The 15,821-nt window shown below is 62.4% G+C and carries 16 protein-coding genes; 10 read left to right on the top strand and 6 right to left on the bottom strand.

Annotated features, from left to right (window positions below; translation table 11 throughout):
* Positions 1–100: 100 nt before the first annotated feature.
* On the bottom strand, positions 101–550 hold the full coding sequence (locus HZ994_10335; GenBank protein QTN32713.1) for a hypothetical protein: 450 nt from the start codon (positions 548–550) through the stop codon (positions 101–103).
* Positions 551–690: 140 nt separating this feature from the next.
* On the opposite strand from HZ994_10335, the gene HZ994_10330 reads away from it, so the two are divergent.
* From HZ994_10330 to HZ994_10320, 3 genes are all read left to right on the top strand, one after another.
* A complete protein-coding gene (locus HZ994_10330) occupies positions 691–2,187 on the top strand; it encodes a sulfatase (GenBank protein ID QTN32712.1) in 1,497 nt (498 codons plus the stop codon).
* Positions 2,188–2,252: 65 nt separating this feature from the next.
* A complete protein-coding gene (locus tag HZ994_10325; GenBank protein ID QTN32711.1) occupies positions 2,253–3,563 on the top strand; it encodes a sulfatase-like hydrolase/transferase in 1,311 nt (436 codons plus the stop codon).
* A 90-nt stretch (positions 3,564–3,653) separates the two neighbouring features.
* Positions 3,654–4,997: a BNR-4 repeat-containing protein gene (locus HZ994_10320; protein QTN32710.1), complete on the top strand. Its 1,344-nt coding sequence runs from the start codon at positions 3,654–3,656 to the stop codon at positions 4,995–4,997.
* A 4-nt stretch (positions 4,998–5,001) separates the two neighbouring features.
* Here HZ994_10320 and HZ994_10315 read toward each other — a convergent pair whose 3' ends face one another.
* On the bottom strand, positions 5,002–5,760 hold the full coding sequence (locus HZ994_10315; protein ID QTN32709.1) for a hypothetical protein: 759 nt from the start codon (positions 5,758–5,760) through the stop codon (positions 5,002–5,004).
* Positions 5,761–5,878: 118 nt separating this feature from the next.
* Here HZ994_10315 and HZ994_10310 point away from each other — a divergent pair, with 118 nt between their 5' ends.
* Both HZ994_10310 and HZ994_10305 read left to right on the top strand, forming a co-directional pair.
* Entirely contained in the window at positions 5,879–7,741 is a 1,863-nt protein-coding gene (locus tag HZ994_10310) for a hypothetical protein (protein ID QTN32708.1), read from the top strand.
* Positions 7,742–7,788: 47 nt separating this feature from the next.
* A complete protein-coding gene (locus tag HZ994_10305) occupies positions 7,789–8,442 on the top strand; it encodes a TIGR02117 family protein (protein ID QTN32707.1) in 654 nt (217 codons plus the stop codon).
* A gap of 31 nt (positions 8,443–8,473) precedes the next feature.
* Here the strand turns inward: HZ994_10305 and HZ994_10300 are convergent, their stop codons facing one another.
* From HZ994_10300 to HZ994_10285, 4 genes are read right to left on the bottom strand one after another with little or no spacing between them, the layout of a single operon-like run.
* Entirely contained in the window at positions 8,474–8,929 is a 456-nt protein-coding gene (locus tag HZ994_10300; GenBank protein ID QTN32706.1) for an arsenate reductase ArsC, read from the bottom strand.
* A gap of 6 nt (positions 8,930–8,935) precedes the next feature.
* On the bottom strand, positions 8,936–10,018 hold the full coding sequence (gene arsB, locus HZ994_10295) for an ACR3 family arsenite efflux transporter (GenBank protein ID QTN32705.1): 1,083 nt from the start codon (positions 10,016–10,018) through the stop codon (positions 8,936–8,938).
* Between the two features lie 4 nt (positions 10,019–10,022).
* Positions 10,023–10,502, bottom strand: a complete 480-nt coding sequence (locus HZ994_10290; GenBank protein ID QTN32704.1) for a hypothetical protein — start codon at positions 10,500–10,502, stop codon at positions 10,023–10,025.
* A gap of 9 nt (positions 10,503–10,511) precedes the next feature.
* The gene (locus HZ994_10285; protein ID QTN32703.1) at positions 10,512–10,865 is read right to left on the bottom strand and encodes a winged helix-turn-helix transcriptional regulator; all 354 of its coding nucleotides are present in this window, start codon (positions 10,863–10,865) and stop codon (positions 10,512–10,514) included.
* A gap of 143 nt (positions 10,866–11,008) precedes the next feature.
* Between HZ994_10285 and HZ994_10280 the strand changes: the two genes are divergently transcribed.
* From HZ994_10280 to HZ994_10260, 5 genes are all read left to right on the top strand, one after another.
* Positions 11,009–12,106: a sugar kinase gene (locus HZ994_10280; protein ID QTN32702.1), complete on the top strand. Its 1,098-nt coding sequence runs from the start codon at positions 11,009–11,011 to the stop codon at positions 12,104–12,106.
* Positions 12,107–12,585: 479 nt separating this feature from the next.
* Positions 12,586–13,500, top strand: coding sequence for a protoheme IX farnesyltransferase (cyoE, locus tag HZ994_10275; protein QTN32701.1), 915 nt, complete (start codon positions 12,586–12,588; stop codon positions 13,498–13,500).
* Between the two features lie 10 nt (positions 13,501–13,510).
* Positions 13,511–14,164, top strand: coding sequence for a DUF1080 domain-containing protein (locus HZ994_10270; protein QTN32700.1), 654 nt, complete (start codon positions 13,511–13,513; stop codon positions 14,162–14,164).
* Positions 14,164–14,889, top strand: a complete 726-nt coding sequence (locus tag HZ994_10265) for a single-stranded DNA-binding protein (protein ID QTN32699.1) — start codon at positions 14,164–14,166, stop codon at positions 14,887–14,889. The genes HZ994_10270 and HZ994_10265 overlap by 1 nt, the downstream gene beginning before the upstream one ends.
* A 72-nt stretch (positions 14,890–14,961) precedes the next feature.
* On the top strand, positions 14,962–15,816 hold the full coding sequence (locus HZ994_10260) for a fumarylacetoacetate hydrolase family protein (protein ID QTN32698.1): 855 nt from the start codon (positions 14,962–14,964) through the stop codon (positions 15,814–15,816).
* Positions 15,817–15,821: the final 5 nt, after the last annotated feature.

Below are 15,821 nucleotides of genomic sequence, written 5' to 3'. Positions count from 1 at the left end.
CAAGAATGCCGGGACGGAGCCAAGTGGAGCCGCAGGGCGTCGCGCGGTGTGCCCCGAAAGAACCATGGAAAGCCCCCGAACCAGGCGTTTTTCCGGCGGCTCAATGCCCTATTGCGGCGGCGCCACGCGGGCGCCTGTGCCCTGAAAGAACCGACAGTCCGAGCACGCAGAAGGCAAGAAGCCCGGGTTCCGGGATGGCCTGGGTGGGATCTGTGAAAAAGAGGCCCATGTCGTAACGCCCCAAGGTGTTCAGGCTGGTCCGGATCCCATGCACCGGCGCCTCGCAATCTTTTCCGGGCGAGCGGCACACCAAGAAAGCTCCGCTGCCGGAAGACTGGAAAACGGCAACCTCCGCAGCTCCGCCAATGTCTCCGAGAGTGTTCACCCCCAGAACATAAGCGTCGGGCGCTGCGAAGGGATAGGATGCCGCAGCCCCGGCCTGCTCGCTGAATCCGCTGTGGGCCGCAGGCGAGACCTGCGCCCGGCAGTCAAATGGGATGGCCATCATCATCGCGAGGATGCAGGAGCCAAGGGCCGGATGCGCCGTCATATCCGTGCAAGGGAATCTCACCTCATTTAGATTGATATTAAGCAGTAATTAATAAATTTGCGGGATTCGGTCAACCGTCATCGCAATTTGTTAGAAACGGGCGGCTTGCCCGTTGCCCCCGTGCAGGTAAGCTCCGCCCCATGAAACTTGATCCGAAGGCGGGAAGGAGCGGCAAGGCCCCGCACACAAGCCTCCTCATTGCGGGCGCGATATTCGCGCTTGCCGCCCTGGTCCTGCCATCGGGACATGCCTCCGCAGCCGAGGCGCGCAAACCCAACATCATTTACATCCTCACCGACCAATGGCGCGCCCAGGCCTTCGGGTATGCCGGCGATCCGAACGTGAAAACCCCGAACATCGATGCGTTCGCCGCGCGCAGCGTGAATTTCCGCAACGCGGTGGCGGCAATCCCGGTGTGCACCCCTTATCGCGCCGCCCTGCTCACCGGCAGATACCCGCTGAGCACCGGCATGTTCCTCAACGATCTCCATCTCCCTTCCAAGGAGCTCACCATGGCGGAAATTTTCAAGGAGGCCGGATATCGGACCGGATACATCGGGAAATGGCATCTCGACGGCCACGGGCGCTCTGCCTTCATCCCGGCCGGGCGCCGCCAGGGATTCGACTACTGGAAGGTGCTGGAATGCACCCACGACTACAACAACTCGCAATACTACGACAACGACGACCCGCAGATCCGCACCTGGCCGGGCTACGATGCCTACGCCCAGACAAAGGACGCCCAGGCATACATCCGCAGGCATGCGCAGGCGGAAAATCCCTTCCTGCTCCTGGTTTCCTACGGCGGCCCGCATTTCCCGCATGAGACCGCGCCTGCGGATCTCATGGCGCTCTATCCGGCGAAGGATATCCGGCTGCGCCCCAATGTGCCCGCCGCCGGCCAGGCCGCCGCCCGCAGGGAATCCCGGGGTTACTACGCGCACTGCACCGCGATCGACAAATGCGTCGGCGATCTGCTCGGAACCATCGCGGAAACCGGCATAGCGCGGGATACCATCGTCGTCTTCACCTCCGACCACGGCGAGATGCTCGGCTCCCAAGGCGTGGCTCCGAAGGAAAAACAGGTTCCTTGGGACGAATCGATCCGCATCCCCTTCCTCCTCAGTTACCCTCCCATCACTGGCGGGAAAGGGCGCACGGTCGAGGCCCCCCTCAACACCCCCGACATCCTGCCCACACTCCTTTCCCTATCCGCCATAAAGGTGCCGGAAACGGTGGAGGGCGAGGATCTCTCCGCCTACGTGAAAGGCGAGACCGACGCCGACAGGGCCGCCCTCATCATGTCCGTCTCACCCTTCGCCGGATACCTCCAGGGCAAGCCCTACCGAGGCATCCGCACCGCACGCCATACCTATGTCCGAAGCCCCGACGGCCCGTGGATGATGTATGACAACAAGGCCGATCCGTACCAGATGGAAAACCTCATCGGCGATCCCTCCCATGCGGGCCTGCAAAAGGAGCTTGAGGAAAAGCTCCAGGCCAGGCTGCGCGAAACCGGCGACGATTTCCTCAGTCCCGCCGAATATCACAGGATGTGGGGATTGAAGCCCGACGATAGGGGCTGCATCCCCTACGGCCCGGACTCGCCGCCGCAGTCTCCGGCGAAGAGGCCGTGACCCTTCCCGTCATGTTGCGGAATTATCTGGTTCCATAACCGGGTCCCGGCACCTACACCTGCGGGATGATAAGCTTCGTTTTCCGAACCGCGATCCTCTGCTTGGCCCTGCACGGCGGTGCCGGCGGCGCGGTGAAACCCAACATCCTCGTCATCCTCGCAGATGACCTCGGCATCGAGTGCCTGTCCACCTACGGCGGCATCACCCACAAGACGCCTAACATCGCCAGGCTGGCAACGCAGGGGATGCGCTTCACCCATTGTTTCTCCAATCCCACCTGCTCGCCCTCCCGCGCCACGCTGCTGACAGGCCGCTACTCCTTTGCCCACGGCATGAAGCAGGTGATCTGGAACCTGGAAACCCATGCGGACATGTACCTTGACACCAGGCAGCCCAGCTTCGCCCGCCAGCTCAAGGGCGCCGGATACGCCACCGCGATCGCCGGGAAATGGCAGCTCTCGTTCCTGAACCAGCGCAACGAGATCAACGGCTTCGGCTTCGATCAATACCAGTGCTGGCAGATCTTCACCCCCTCGGGCGAGAGGACATCCCGCTTCGAGAAGCCGCATTTCAACCGCAACGGAACACTCATCGCCGCGGAAATCGCGGATCGCTACGGGCCGGATGTGGATGTGGCGTTCCTGATCGGCTTCATGAAAGCCAGCCATGCGGAAGGCAAGCCTTTCATGGCCTACCACACCTGCCTGCTGCCTCATTACCCGTGGGTGCCGACCCCGGAGAGCGAAGACCAGGGCTACCGGCTCCCGGATCCCGACCACAAGGGCGACCCGAAGTATTTCCCCGACATGGTCGCCCACCTCGATGACAACGTGGGCAAGCTCATGCGGGCGCTTGATGAAATGGGTGTGGCGGAAAACACCGTGCTCGTTTTCCTCTCTGACAACGGAACCGACCGCGACCTCGTGCACCGGCTGGACAATGGCAAGGACATCGAAGGAGGAAAGGGCACGATGACCGACCGCGGCACCCGCGTCCCGCTCATCGTCAGGTGGCCGGGGCGGATCAAGGCCGGGTCGGCCTGCGGTGATCTCATCGATTTTTCCGACATGCTCCCCACTCTCTGCGAGATTGGCGGCGCCCCCCTGCCCGCGGGAAAAATCCACGGCCGCAGTTTCATGCCCCAGCTGCTCGGCGAGGCCGGAAACCCGCGCGATTGGGTTTACATCCAGGACAAGGAGCAGCGCCATGTGCGCGGCAAGCGCCACATCCTCGACAGCAATGGCAAGCTGCGCCCCGTTACGGAGCTGTGGGACGATCCCGCGGCGGCGGTTTCCGGGAAGCTCACGGATCATGAAGAGGCCGAGCTCCGGAAGCTCAAGGCGGTTTTCGGGGACTTGGATGGCAAGCCCGAATGAAAGCGGCTCCTCAGAAGAGGCCTTGATTGGAAGAAATCAGGAGTCCGCGGGCGTAGGGATGTCTCTCGGTTCCCGCATCCGTTTTCCACCATGCCATCCAGACCCGCCCTCCTAGCCCTCCTCGCCTGCCTTTCAGCCGCGCAGGCAAACCCGGAGTCCCGCCATGAGCTCGCCGCCTCCATCGACATCGCTGAGGTCGTCTCGGACTTCCGTGTCGGCTTCGCCTTGCTGACCGCCGGGGACACCCAATACGCAGCCTACTACGACAAGGAGCGGCGCATGACCGTCGCCTCCCGCAAGCTCGACTCACAACAATGGGCCTATCAGGTGCTGCCGAGCCAGGTCGGCTGGGACTCGCACAACTACATCACCATGGCCATGGACAGCACCGGCTGCCTGCATGTCTCCGGGAACATGCACGCCGACCCGCTCGTCTATTTCCGCACGGAAAAACCGGGGGACATCACCTCGCTGAAGGCTTTCCCGATGACCGGGAAACAGGAGGGCAGGGCGACCTATCCGAAGTTCCTGGCAGACCCCTCGGGCAGCCTGCTCTACAACTACCGCGACGGCGGCTCCGGCAGGGGCAACCACATCTACAACAAGTACGATCCCGCCACCCGCACCTGGTCGCGCTTCCTCGACAAGCCGCTCTTCGATGGGGAAACAGAGCGCAGCTCCTACCCCTCCGGCCCCATCCTCGGGCCCGACGGCTTTTACCACATGATCTGGGTCTGGCGCGACACGCCGGACTGCGCGACGAACAACCACCTGTCCTACGCCCGCAGCAAGGATCTCATCCGATGGGAATCCGCCTTCGGGGAGGCCATCCCACTGCCCATCGTGCTCAGCGAAAAGCAGGCATGGGTGGATCCGATCCCCAGCGGCGGTGGCATCATCAACGGCGGTGCCAGCCTTCTCCTCCGGCCCGGCAAGGCGCCCCTCATCTCCTACCACAAGTCCGACGCAGACGGCAACATGCAGCTCTGGGTCGCGCGCCCCGAGAAGGGGAAATGGGGCATCCATCGCCTCACCGACTGGGATACGCCGGTGCAATTCGGCGGCAACGGCTCCATGGGCTTCATCGGCATCTCTTGCAGCGGCCTCGAAGAAGCCGGAAGGGGCTTGCTGACGATGACCTACAGGCACCGCGACCACGGCAGCGGGCGGCTTGTCATCGACGGGAAATCGCTCAAGCCGCTCGACCGGAAACTCAGCATCGTCCCTGACTTCCCCCAAAGCCTCTCCGCCACCCAAAGCGATTTCAAGGGCATGTCCATACGCCGCGCCTCCGACAGCGGGAAATCCCCGGATCCCGCCGTCCGCTACATGCTCCAGTGGGAATCGCTCGGCGCCAACCGCGACCGCAAGCCGCCGGAGCCGTTGCCGCAGCCTGTCATGCTCAGGCTGCACAAGCTCACCCTGCGGCAATGATCCCTCAGCGCGCTTCCTGGCGTTTCTCCTCTTCCTCCATCCTCGCGATGTAGTTTTCCGGATAGCTTTGCTTCAGGAACTCCTTGCCGCCCGCGCTGAGCACAAAGACAACACCCTCAATGGTCTCCGACCGCATCGTGTCCGGTCCCTTGCCCCCCTTCTGGGAGTGGTTGTCGACCGGAACCACATCGGTATCGAATGTGGCTGTTCCGAAGCCCTCCAGCAGCCGCACCGTCGCCGTGCCATCCGTCTCCTCCATGTCGGATTTCGTGCCGTCCTTGTCGCGGGTGATGACGCGCTTGTAGATCGTGTAGTTCACGGTGATGTCGGAGATGTCCTTCTTCACATAGCTCTTGAGCTCGCAGACGTATTGGACCTCGTCCTTCTGCATCCTGGTGACCAGCGGCGGGAGGACGTTGTTCCGGTTGTTGCCACCGCCCCCGCTGTTGCCGGATCTCGTCACCTTCCGGTCTATCCTCTCCGTGTTCTTGTCGATGGCCAGGCGCACATCCATGGGGCCGAGCTTGTCCTTGTTTTCCTCCCACCATGCCCGCACGTACGCCTCGTCGGCCTTGGAAAGGGTGGCAAGGGGCACCTTGGCCACGCTGAGGTTGCCCAGCTTCAGGATCGCGGTGTCTCCCTCCACGCGGACGAGGGTCGCCTCGATGGACTTGCCCTCCGCATTGGTGAAAGTGCGCAGTTGCGCGTGGGATGACACCATCAGGAACAGGATGCACAGCGGGATGAGTGCCGGATGCTTCATGCCCGGAAGAATCCACAATTTCCCACGGATGGTAAACCCCGAAACGCCTGGCACGCCGGGATGCGGTGAAAACGCGCTGGAAGAACCCCCGCGAAAACCCAGTATCTGGCCCACTGAAATGAAAACCGGAACAATATTTGCAGGATGGATGGCTGTGGGGATCCTTGCGCTCCAGGGCGCTCAGAAAATGCCAAGGGCGGATGTGATCGAGGTGCCCGCCGTTTCCGCAGGGCTGGGCGTGAACAACCTTTTCCAGTCCAACATGGTCATCCAGCGCGGCAAGCCCGCCGCCATCTGGGGCTGGGCCGCGCCGGGCGAGAAAGTCACCGTCACTTTCGCCGGAGCGTCGCAGGGGGCGACCGCCGGCGATGACCGCTCATGGAAAGCCACCCTCCCCGCGATGGAAGCCAGCGCCGAGCCCCGCCAGCTCATCGTGAAAGGCGCGAAGGAAACGCTCACCCTCGACAATGTCCTCGTCGGCGATGTCTGGGTTCTCGGCGGCCAGAGCAACATGGAATTCCCCCTCACCAATGTGGAAAACGGCAACCTCGAGATCGTCTCCGCGAATTTCCCCGAGATCCGCCTCCTCACCATCCCGGCCACCGCCGCACCGGAAAAAGTCACCGCTTTCCCCCGCCTCCACGAGTGGAGCGATTGGTCATCCCGCCATTTCCGCAAGGGCGATTGGGATGTCTGCACCCCGGAGAGCGTCCGCGAAATGTCCGCCATCGGCTTCGTCTTCGCACGCCGCGTCCACAAGGCCGCCAACGTGCCCATCGGTGTCATCGACACCTCCCGCGGCGGCACCACCGTCGAGACCTGGACGCCCGATCCCGTGCTCCGCAACATCGACACCCCGCAGGTCAAAACCCTGCTCGCGACATGGGATGAAAAGGTCGCCTCATGGGACGGCGAGGCCGATCTCAGGCAGCGTATCGAAAACTACGACAAGCAGGCGGCGGCGATGAAAGCGAAAGGCCAGGAAATGCCCGCCAACAAAGCCCGCCCCACCGATGTCAAGCCCGGCCCGCCCCTGGATCCGAACCGCCCGGGCAACTGCTACGCCGGCATGATCGCACCGCTCGAAGGGCTCGCCGTCAAGGGCGCGATCTTCCACCAGGGCTTCAACAACTGCTTCAACGGCACCGAGGGAGCGAAGATGTATTACCAGGTGTTCCCGCACATGATCGCCGCATGGAGAGCCGCCTTCGGCGATCCGCAGATGCCCTTCGGCATCCTCTCCCTCTGCACCGACGGGCCGGTGCAGACGCTCGACAACTACACCGAGATGATGGCCAACCCCGGCCCCTACATCCGCGAGGCGCAGTACCGGACGTTCCTCGACCTCTACAACGCGGGCGACAAGAACATCGGCTACACCAGCACCTACGACCTTCGCCGCAGATGGTACCACCCGCAGCTCAAGCTTCCCGCCGGGGAGCGCATCGCCCGCTGGGCGCTGGCCAGCCAGTATGGCATGGATAAAATGATCCGCTGGAAGCCACCCATCGTGAAAGGTTTCGCCGCGGAGGGCGGCACCATCCGTATCGATTTCGATGAGGCGGTCGGCGCTGTCGATGACGGCAGCCCGATCTATGGTTTCGCCATCGCCGGCGAGGACAGGAAATTCCATCCCGCCGCAGCCGCCCACCTCGTGACCGGAAAAGACGACCGCGGGCGTGAGCAGAAGGATACGAAAACCCTGATCCTGAGCAGCCCGATGGTTCCCAACCCCACCCACTACCGCTACGCATGGGGCCGCAGCCCCTTGGCGAACCTCCAGGCGGAGCGCATGACGGACATCCCCGTCGGCACCCAGCGCAGCGATGACTGGGACATGGAGGAAATCCCGCTCGGCATCCTCCCTGAGGGCACCGAGCCCGCCAAGGCCGACCGCCGCAAGATCCTGGAAGCGCTCCGCATGGAGGATCTCCGCCGCCACCTCAAGGAGGCGCAGGATCTCATCGAGGCGAACAAGTAGCGGCGAGGGCGGGTCGCCCGCCCTTACCCCGGAAAGCCAACACAGCCATGCCGAGCACGACCATACCCGCCCTGGCCTTGGCGTCGCTTGCCATCCTCCTTTCCGCCTGCTCCACGGAGCCGGCAGCAGTGCCGCCGCCCGCTCCCTCGGAGGCTGCCGGGGGAAACCGCATCTATGTCGCCAGCCACGGCTGGCACACCGGATTCATCCTCCCCGCCGACGAGGTGCGAAAAGCTATCCCGGAGTTCAGGCGACGCTTCGCACGTGCCGATTTCATCGAGATCGGCTGGGGCGACAAGGGCTTCTACCAGGCGGAGGAAATCACCGCCGCCCTGACCCTTCGCGCTGTCTTCTGGCCTACGGAATCGGTCGCCCACGCCGTCGCCATCCCCGGCGATCCCGTGGAATTTTTCCCCACCAGCGAGGTCGAGCAACTCTCCCTGGGCGATGCGGAGCTTTCCTCCCTGCTCCGCTTCGTGTCCGGCAGCCTGCGGCGCGATGGGGGCGGAGCCATCGTCCCCATGGGGAAAGGCCTTTACGGCGACAGCCAGTTTTACGGCGGCGTCGGGGACTACCACCTCTTCAACGGCTGCAACAAATGGACGGCAAAGGGCTTGCAAAGCGCGGGCATGGGCATCTCCCCGGCCTTCAAGCTCACCGCAGGCAGTGTCATGCGCGCAGCGAGGGCGATGGGGGGATGAGGGGTTTCTCCGCGGGTTCCGGGTTCGGCGGCTACGGGCCGGCCGTTTGGCGGGCGGGCAAGGAATCGAGCCTGCCGGCCGCATAGGCGGAAAAGACGGAGCGGATCTCATCTCGCACACGGCGGAAGACGGCGAGCTGCTCCTCCTCACCGCCGGTGGCATGGGCGGGATCCTCGAAGGGCCAATGGTGGCGGTTCAGCTGGCCCGGGAACACCGGGCATGCCTGGTCGGCGTTGCCGCAGACGGTGATCACGGTTTCCACCTGGTCATCGAGGAAAAGGTTCATGTGCTTCGAATGGTGGCCGGTGGCGTCGATGCCGATTTCCCCGAGTGCGCGGATCGCCAGCGGATGGACGTATCCGGCGGGGTTGGAGCCGGCGCTTTCGACGCGGAAGCCATCGCCCAGGGCTTGGCGGAGGATGGCTTCGGCGAGGTGGGAGCGGCAGGAATTGCCGGTGCAGAGGATGAGGATGGCGGGTGGCTTCATGTCGATTCAGTGAGTGGCGGCCCCTGCTCCGAACCAGCCTTTGGTGCGCTGGCAGAAACGGACGAGCATGAGCATGAGCGGCACCTCGATGAGGACTCCGACGACGGTGGCCAGCGCGGCTCCTGAGCTGAGTCCGAAAAGCATGACGGCGGTGGCGATGGCGACCTCGAAGTGGTTGGAAGCGCCGATCAGCGCGGAGGGCGCGGCGTCTTCGTACGAGAAATGCAGTAGTTTCGCGGCGGCGTAGGTGATGGCGAAAATGAGGATGGTCTGGATGGTCAGCGGGATGGCGATCCAGAGTATGGTGAGCGGGTTGGCGAGGATGGTCTCGCCCTTGAAACTGAAAAGCAGCACAAGCGTGGCGAGCAGGGCGGTGATGGAAACGGGCGTGAGGTAGCGGAGGAATTTTTCCGCAAACCATTCCGGCCCCTTGGCTTTCATGATCCAGACGCGGGAAAAATATCCGGCCACCAGCGGCAGGGCGACGTAGATGCCGACGGAGAGCAGCAGCGCCTCCCACGGCACGGGCATTTTGTTCACTCCCAGCAGCCAACCGCCGAGCAGGCCGTAAAGGAAAAGCATGGTCAGGGAATTGATCGCGACCATCACCAGCGTGAGGCCTTGGTTGCCTTTGGCGAGGTGCCCCCAGACCAGCACCATCGCGGTGCAGGGCGCGATGCCTAACAGAATGGCTCCGGCGATGTAGGAGCGGTAGAGTTCCACGGTGGAGCCGTCTTTCACGACCTCGGTGCCGGGCAGGAGATCCTTGAAAAATCCGCCGAGGAACAGGGTGGCGATGGCGAGCATGATGAAGGGTTTCACCCCCCAGTTCACGATCAGCGTTAGCAGCACCGGCTTGGGGTTGCGGCTGGCTTTCACCACCTCGCCGAAGTCGATTTTCACCATGATGGGATACATCATGAAGAACAGGCAGATGGCGATGGGGATGGAAACGACCGGCGCGCCGTTGACCATGATGGACATCCCGTCGAGGGTTTTCGCGAGGTCGGGCGCGATCTTGCCGAGGGCGATCCCGGCAACGATGCAGAGTCCGACCCAGAGGGTGAGCTGGCGTTCGAAGAGGTTCATGGGTTCAGCAGCTTTGGCCGGGCGCGCAGCACGATGATTTCCCGCCGAGGGCGGGTAGGCGGTTGATGGAGGGCAGTCCGCAGAGCTCCGGGGCGAGGCATTCCGTATGCTTATTCGCAAGGTTGAGGATCACCGCATCATCGGTCAGCCTGTGGCCTTGGATGGTGTATTGGGAAATGACCTTGTCCTCGTATTCGATTTCCACCGGGACGCTGTCATCGGGCAGGAGGGATTTTGTTTTTTCCAAAATGGAGGCCATTTTCCCTGTCTCGATGCGGTGCTCGTAGTCCTCGCCCACCCAGATCTGGAGTTGGCAGGTGCGGCTCTCGCGCAGCGTGCCGCCGCAGTCGAGGAAGGTCTTGTGGACGTGGCCGACCTCGGTGACGTGGAAGGACTGCGGGATAGCATCGCCATCCGGGAGGCTGATGCGGAAGTGGCGGTCGGAGAATTCCGAGAGCAAAGATTTCAGTTCGTTGAGTTTCATGGGCTGTCTTCAGGCGAGTTTGGCCGGGCCGGGGCAGCAGCTTCCGGCGCGCCCGGCGAGGCGGGCCTTGGCCTTTTTCAGGTCGGTCTTGTGCGCGGTGCCGACAGGGAGGTTTTCGATGAGATGGGTGAGAAGCGGATGGTGTTTTGCGTGGATGCGGAAATATGTCCATTTGCCGCAGCGTTCGCTCTCCAGCAGGCCGGCCTTGCGGATGATCTGGACATGGCTGGAAACGGAGGATTGCGGCATTCCGAGGATGTCCGCCAGCTCGCAGACGCAGAGCGCGCGATCCATCACCAGCCGGACGATGCGCCAGCGGGTGTCATCGCCGAGGGCGCGGAAGAAAGTGGGGGCGGAATTCATGTGACGAAGAAACTCGTAACGATATTTTACGTTATGTCAAGGGGTGATTGATGCCCGATAAGCATATCCTCCCTGCTTAGCGAACCGCATTCTTGCCCAAACGTCTTTACACGAAGCCTCACGAATCTTTGAATGCCCCCGCCATGCCTTTGACCATCAAGCCGAAATCCGAATGTGCCTTTGACCAGATTTCCCTCGGGGAAGTGATGCTCCGCCTTGATCCGGGCGAGGGACGCATCCGCACGGCGCGCAGCTTCCAGGCCTGGGAGGGCGGCGGCGAATACAACACCTCGCGGGGTTTGCGGAAATGCTTCGGCTACAAGACGGCGGTGGTGACTGCCTTCGTTGACAACGAGGTCGGGCACCTGATCGAGGATTTCATCATGCAGGGCGGGGTCGCCACCGATTTCATCCAGTGGCGCGGGGATGACGGAATCGGCCGGTCTGTTAGAAACGGCCTGAATTTCACCGAGCGCGGTTTCGGCATCCGTGGCGCTGTCGGAAATCCCGATCGTGGAAATACGGCGGCCTCCCAGCTCAAGCCGGGCGATGTCGATTGGGATCACATTTTCGGGAAACTCGGTGTCCGCTGGTTCCATACCGGCGGGATCTATGCGGCGCTTTCCGAAAGCACCGCCGAGGTCACCGTCGAGGCGGTCAAGGCGGCAAACAGATACGGCACCATCGTTTCCTACGATCTCAACTACCGCCCCTCGCTCTGGAAGACCATAGGCGGCCTCGACAAGGCGCGCGAGGTGAACCGTGAGATCGCGAAATACGTGGATGTCATGATCGGCAACGAGGAGGATTTCACCGCATCGCTCGGCTTCGAGGTCGAGGGCGTGGACCACAACATCTCCTCCATCGAGCTCGACGCCTTCAAGGCGATGATCGAAACGGCGGTGAAGGAATTCCCGAACTTCAAGGTCGCCGCCACCACCCTGCGCGGGGTGAAAACGGCAACGATCAACGATTGGTCCGCCATCCTCTGGCATGAGGGCAAGTTCCACGAATCCCGCAAATACGACGACCTTGAGATCCTCGACCGCGTCGGCGGAGGGGATTCCTTCGCCTCCGGCGTGCAGTTCGGTTTCATGGAGTTCAACGACGCGCAGAAAGCGGTCGAGTATGGCGCAGCCCACGGCGCGCTGGCTTCCACAACCCCCGGCGACACCTCGATGGCCACCCGCAGCGAAGTGGAGAAACAGATCTCCGGCGGCGGCGCGCGGGTGGTGCGGTAGGGAAGGTTCGAATGTCAAAATTCAGTTTCCAATGAGGAGCTCGATCTTATTGGTTCGATGGAGCTCATCGCCGATACCACGTTTCTCATCGGGCTCTGGAGGAGGCGGCCATGGGCGGTGAGATATGCAGGGCAAAGCACGGGAAGGAGCCTTGGGATTCGCCGGGTCGCCTTGGGCGAATTCTGGCACGGGGCGATGAAAGCCGGCCACGACCCGCTGAGGGTGCCTGAATTCCTGAAAAATCGGAATGCCGATCAACGACGCGGCGCCGGTCGTTGAGAGATATGCCCGGATCTACAGAACAAGGGCCACTGCGCGAGATCGGCCAGAACGACCCATGGCTGGCAGCGGTGGCAATGACATGCGGCCTTCCGCTTGTGGCGCGGAACCGCCGACATTTCGATCGGATCGCCGGATGGAGGATTGAAATCCTTGCCGAAGAACACTGATCCCTTTTTAGGGGCGACAGCGTCGCGAACATGCATCATCCTACCCCTGTGCCGGATACCGAGGAAGAAACCATCGTGACACCGACCCTGAGCCAGGATTTGTCCGTCCTGATGAAGGTGCGGCTGAATTTCTTCGTCCTGGTCACGGCGTTTTTCGGTTACCTGCTGGCGCGCAAGGGGATGCCGATGGAGTGGTGGGTTCTCTTCCACACGATCATCGGCACGGCGGCGGCGGCCTTCGGATCGGCGGCGTTCAACCAGCTCATGGAAATCGATCTCGACCTGATGATGAAACGCACGGCGGATCGCCCGCTGCCATCGCGCAGGATGAGCCCGGTGACGGCGTTCGCGGTCGGCTGGGTGCTTTCGGCGATCGGGATCATCCACTTGGCGGTGATGGTGAACCCGATGGCGGCCTATCTCACGGCGGCGACGATCGCTGTCTATGTTTTCGTCTACACCCCAATGAAGCGCATGAGCTCCATGAACACCCTCGTCGGTGCGATCCCCGGCGCGATCCCGCCGATGATCGGCTGGGTCGGCGGTGGCGGGGAGTTCCTCGATCCGGAGGCATGGTTCCTCTTCGGGATCCTGTTTTTCTGGCAGCTCCCGCACTTCGTCGCGATCAACTGGCTCTGCCGCCTCGAATACGAAGAGGCGGGTTACAAGATGTGGTCCAACGGGGATGTCAGCGGGAAAAGGAGCGGGCTGCTCTGCGCGATGTTCTCCCTCGTGCTCGCCGCGTTTTCCCTTCTCCCCGGCATCTGGGGCTTCACCAACCTGCTCTGGCTCATCGGCGGCCCCATCTTCGGGCTTGCCATCATGGCCCTCGCCCTGCGTTTCATCGCGGACGGTGAAAGGAAATCCTGCCGCCAGCTGTTTTTCTCCACACTCATCTATCTTCCCGCCGCGCTGACCGTCCTGCTCATCGCGTGGAAACGCTGAGCGAACAATCATGAAAACCAACATCCTATCCACCGCCGCCGTGCTATGCCTCGGCCTCCTGTCCGCCTGCGCGGAGGAAAAAGCCGACGCCGATGGCTTCAAGCCACTCTTCGACGGCAAGACCCTCGCAGGCTGGAACAATCCCTACAAGTGGGGCAAGACCGAGGTCGTAGATGGGGAAATCCACCTGACCGGCGACAACAAGTTCTTCGTGGTCACCGACAAGGAATACTCCAATTTTATCTTCGAGGGCCAGATCCTGCTTCCCGAGGGCAAGGCGAACAGCGGCTTCATGTTCCGCGCCCATGCGGAGCCGGGAAAAGTCTTCGGATACCAGTCCGAGGTGGACGGTGATGCGAACCGGAAATGGTCCGGCGGCCTCTACGATGAGGGTCGCAGGAAATGGTTCATCAGCCCGATCAAAGGTGACAAGGAGAGCGAAAAAGCCTTCCGCGAGAGGGCAGGGGATACATTCAAGCGCAACGACTGGAACACCTACCGCATCACCTGCAAGGGCAACAAAATCACCATTGAGGTCAACGGGGTCGTCACCACCGACGTGGAGGACGACAAGGACGCGAAGGGCGTGATCGGCATCCAGCACCACGGCGAAAAGGGGCAGACCTACAAATTCCGCAACCTGCGCATCAAGGAACTCGATTGATGGGCACGAGCGACGAGCTGATCCTCGCCGGCCGCGAACTCGCTGACGAGCTGCGCCCTCTGCGCTTTTCCGATCCCGTCTCGCATACCTACCTGACCGTCGATTACGCACGAGAGGGCTATGAGTCCTACCTGCGGAAATTCGGCGACACGAAAAAGAAAGTCCTCATGCTCGGCATGAACCCCGGCCCCTACGGGATGGCGCAGACCGGGGTGCCCTTCGGGGAAATCGCCGCCGTGAGGGATTGGATGGGGCTTTCCCCGGAGATCGGGAAACCGGAGAACGAGCACCCGAAGCGGAGGATCACCGGCATGGCCTGCCCGAAGTCCGAGGTGAGCGGGAAAAGGTTGTGGGGATTGTTTTCCGAAAAGTTCCCCAAGGCGGAGGACTTTTTCAAAGACCACCTGGTCATTAATTTCTGTCCGCTCATCTGGATGAAGGACAGCGGCGCGAACCTGACGCCTGACAAGATCAAGGCCGCCGAGATGGTCGCTGTGGATGCCGCCTGCTACAGGCACCTCCGCCGCCTCATCGAGATTCTCGAGCCGCAGCATCTGATCGGCGTTGGCGCGTATGCGGAAAAGCAGATGCTCTCGGTGAAGCAAGAGATCGCATCGCAGGCTTCCGTCGGAAAAATCCTACACCCATCCCCCGCATCGCCTGCCGCGAACCGTGGCTGGGCGGAGGCTGCGGAAAGGCAGCTCGCGGAGCTGGGCGTGTGGTAGCCAGTATCAGCCCCGCATAGCCCCGGGATTTGGCTGGAATCGGCAGGGAATCTACGTAGCATCCGTGCTGTTATGAGGCTGATACGTTTTGGTGACGAGGGGCGTGAGGAACCCGGCGTGCTGCTGGATGACGGCAGGAAGATTGATGCCAGCGGCGAGTTCTTCGACTACGACGAGGGTTTTTTCGCAATGGATGGCTTGGAAAGCCTGGCGGAATGGGTCTCCCAGGGCTGCCCGGGTGGGTTTGAGATCGATCCGGAGGCACGCATTGGCCCGCCGGTGGCGCGGCCTTCCAAGATCGTCTGCGTAGGGCAGAATTATCTGGAGCACGCCCGGGAAATGGGCGCCGGGATCCCGATCGAGCCGGTGCTTTTCATGAAAGCCAGCTCTGCATGGAGCGGCCCACAGGACGATGTGCTGATCCCCAAGGGGGCGCTGAAAATGGATTACGAGGTGGAGCTGGCGGTCATCATCGGGAAGACGGCGAGCTCCGTTTCCGAGCAGGATGCCCTGTCCCATGTGGCCGGCTATTCGGTTTTCTGCGACTACTCGGAGCGGGCTTTCCAGAAAGAACACGGAGGCCAGTGGACGAAGGGGAAAAGCGCGGACACCTTCGCGCCGATGGGGCCGTGCCTTGTCACGGCGGATGAGGTGGCGGATCCGCAGGGGCTGCGGCTGTGGACGAAGGTGAATGGCGAGATCCGCCAGAACAGCTGGACGCGGGACATGATTTTCGGGGTGCGCGATGTGGTCAGCTACATCAGCCGTTTCATGACGCTGCTGCCGGGCGATGTCATCGCCACCGGTACGCCCGGCGGAGTGGCCATGGGCATGAATCCACCGCGCTACCTCCAGGCCGGGGATTTCGTGGAATGTGGCATCGAGGGGCTGGGAGAGTTGACACAGAGGGTCGTTGCAACGAGATAGCCAAG

It is taken from the genome of Akkermansiaceae bacterium (assembly GCA_017798145.1).
GTDB lineage: Bacteria > Verrucomicrobiota > Verrucomicrobiia > Verrucomicrobiales > Akkermansiaceae > Luteolibacter.
The sequence above is the reverse complement of the archived record's forward strand: the minus strand, read 5'-3'. Positions and strand labels throughout refer to the sequence as shown.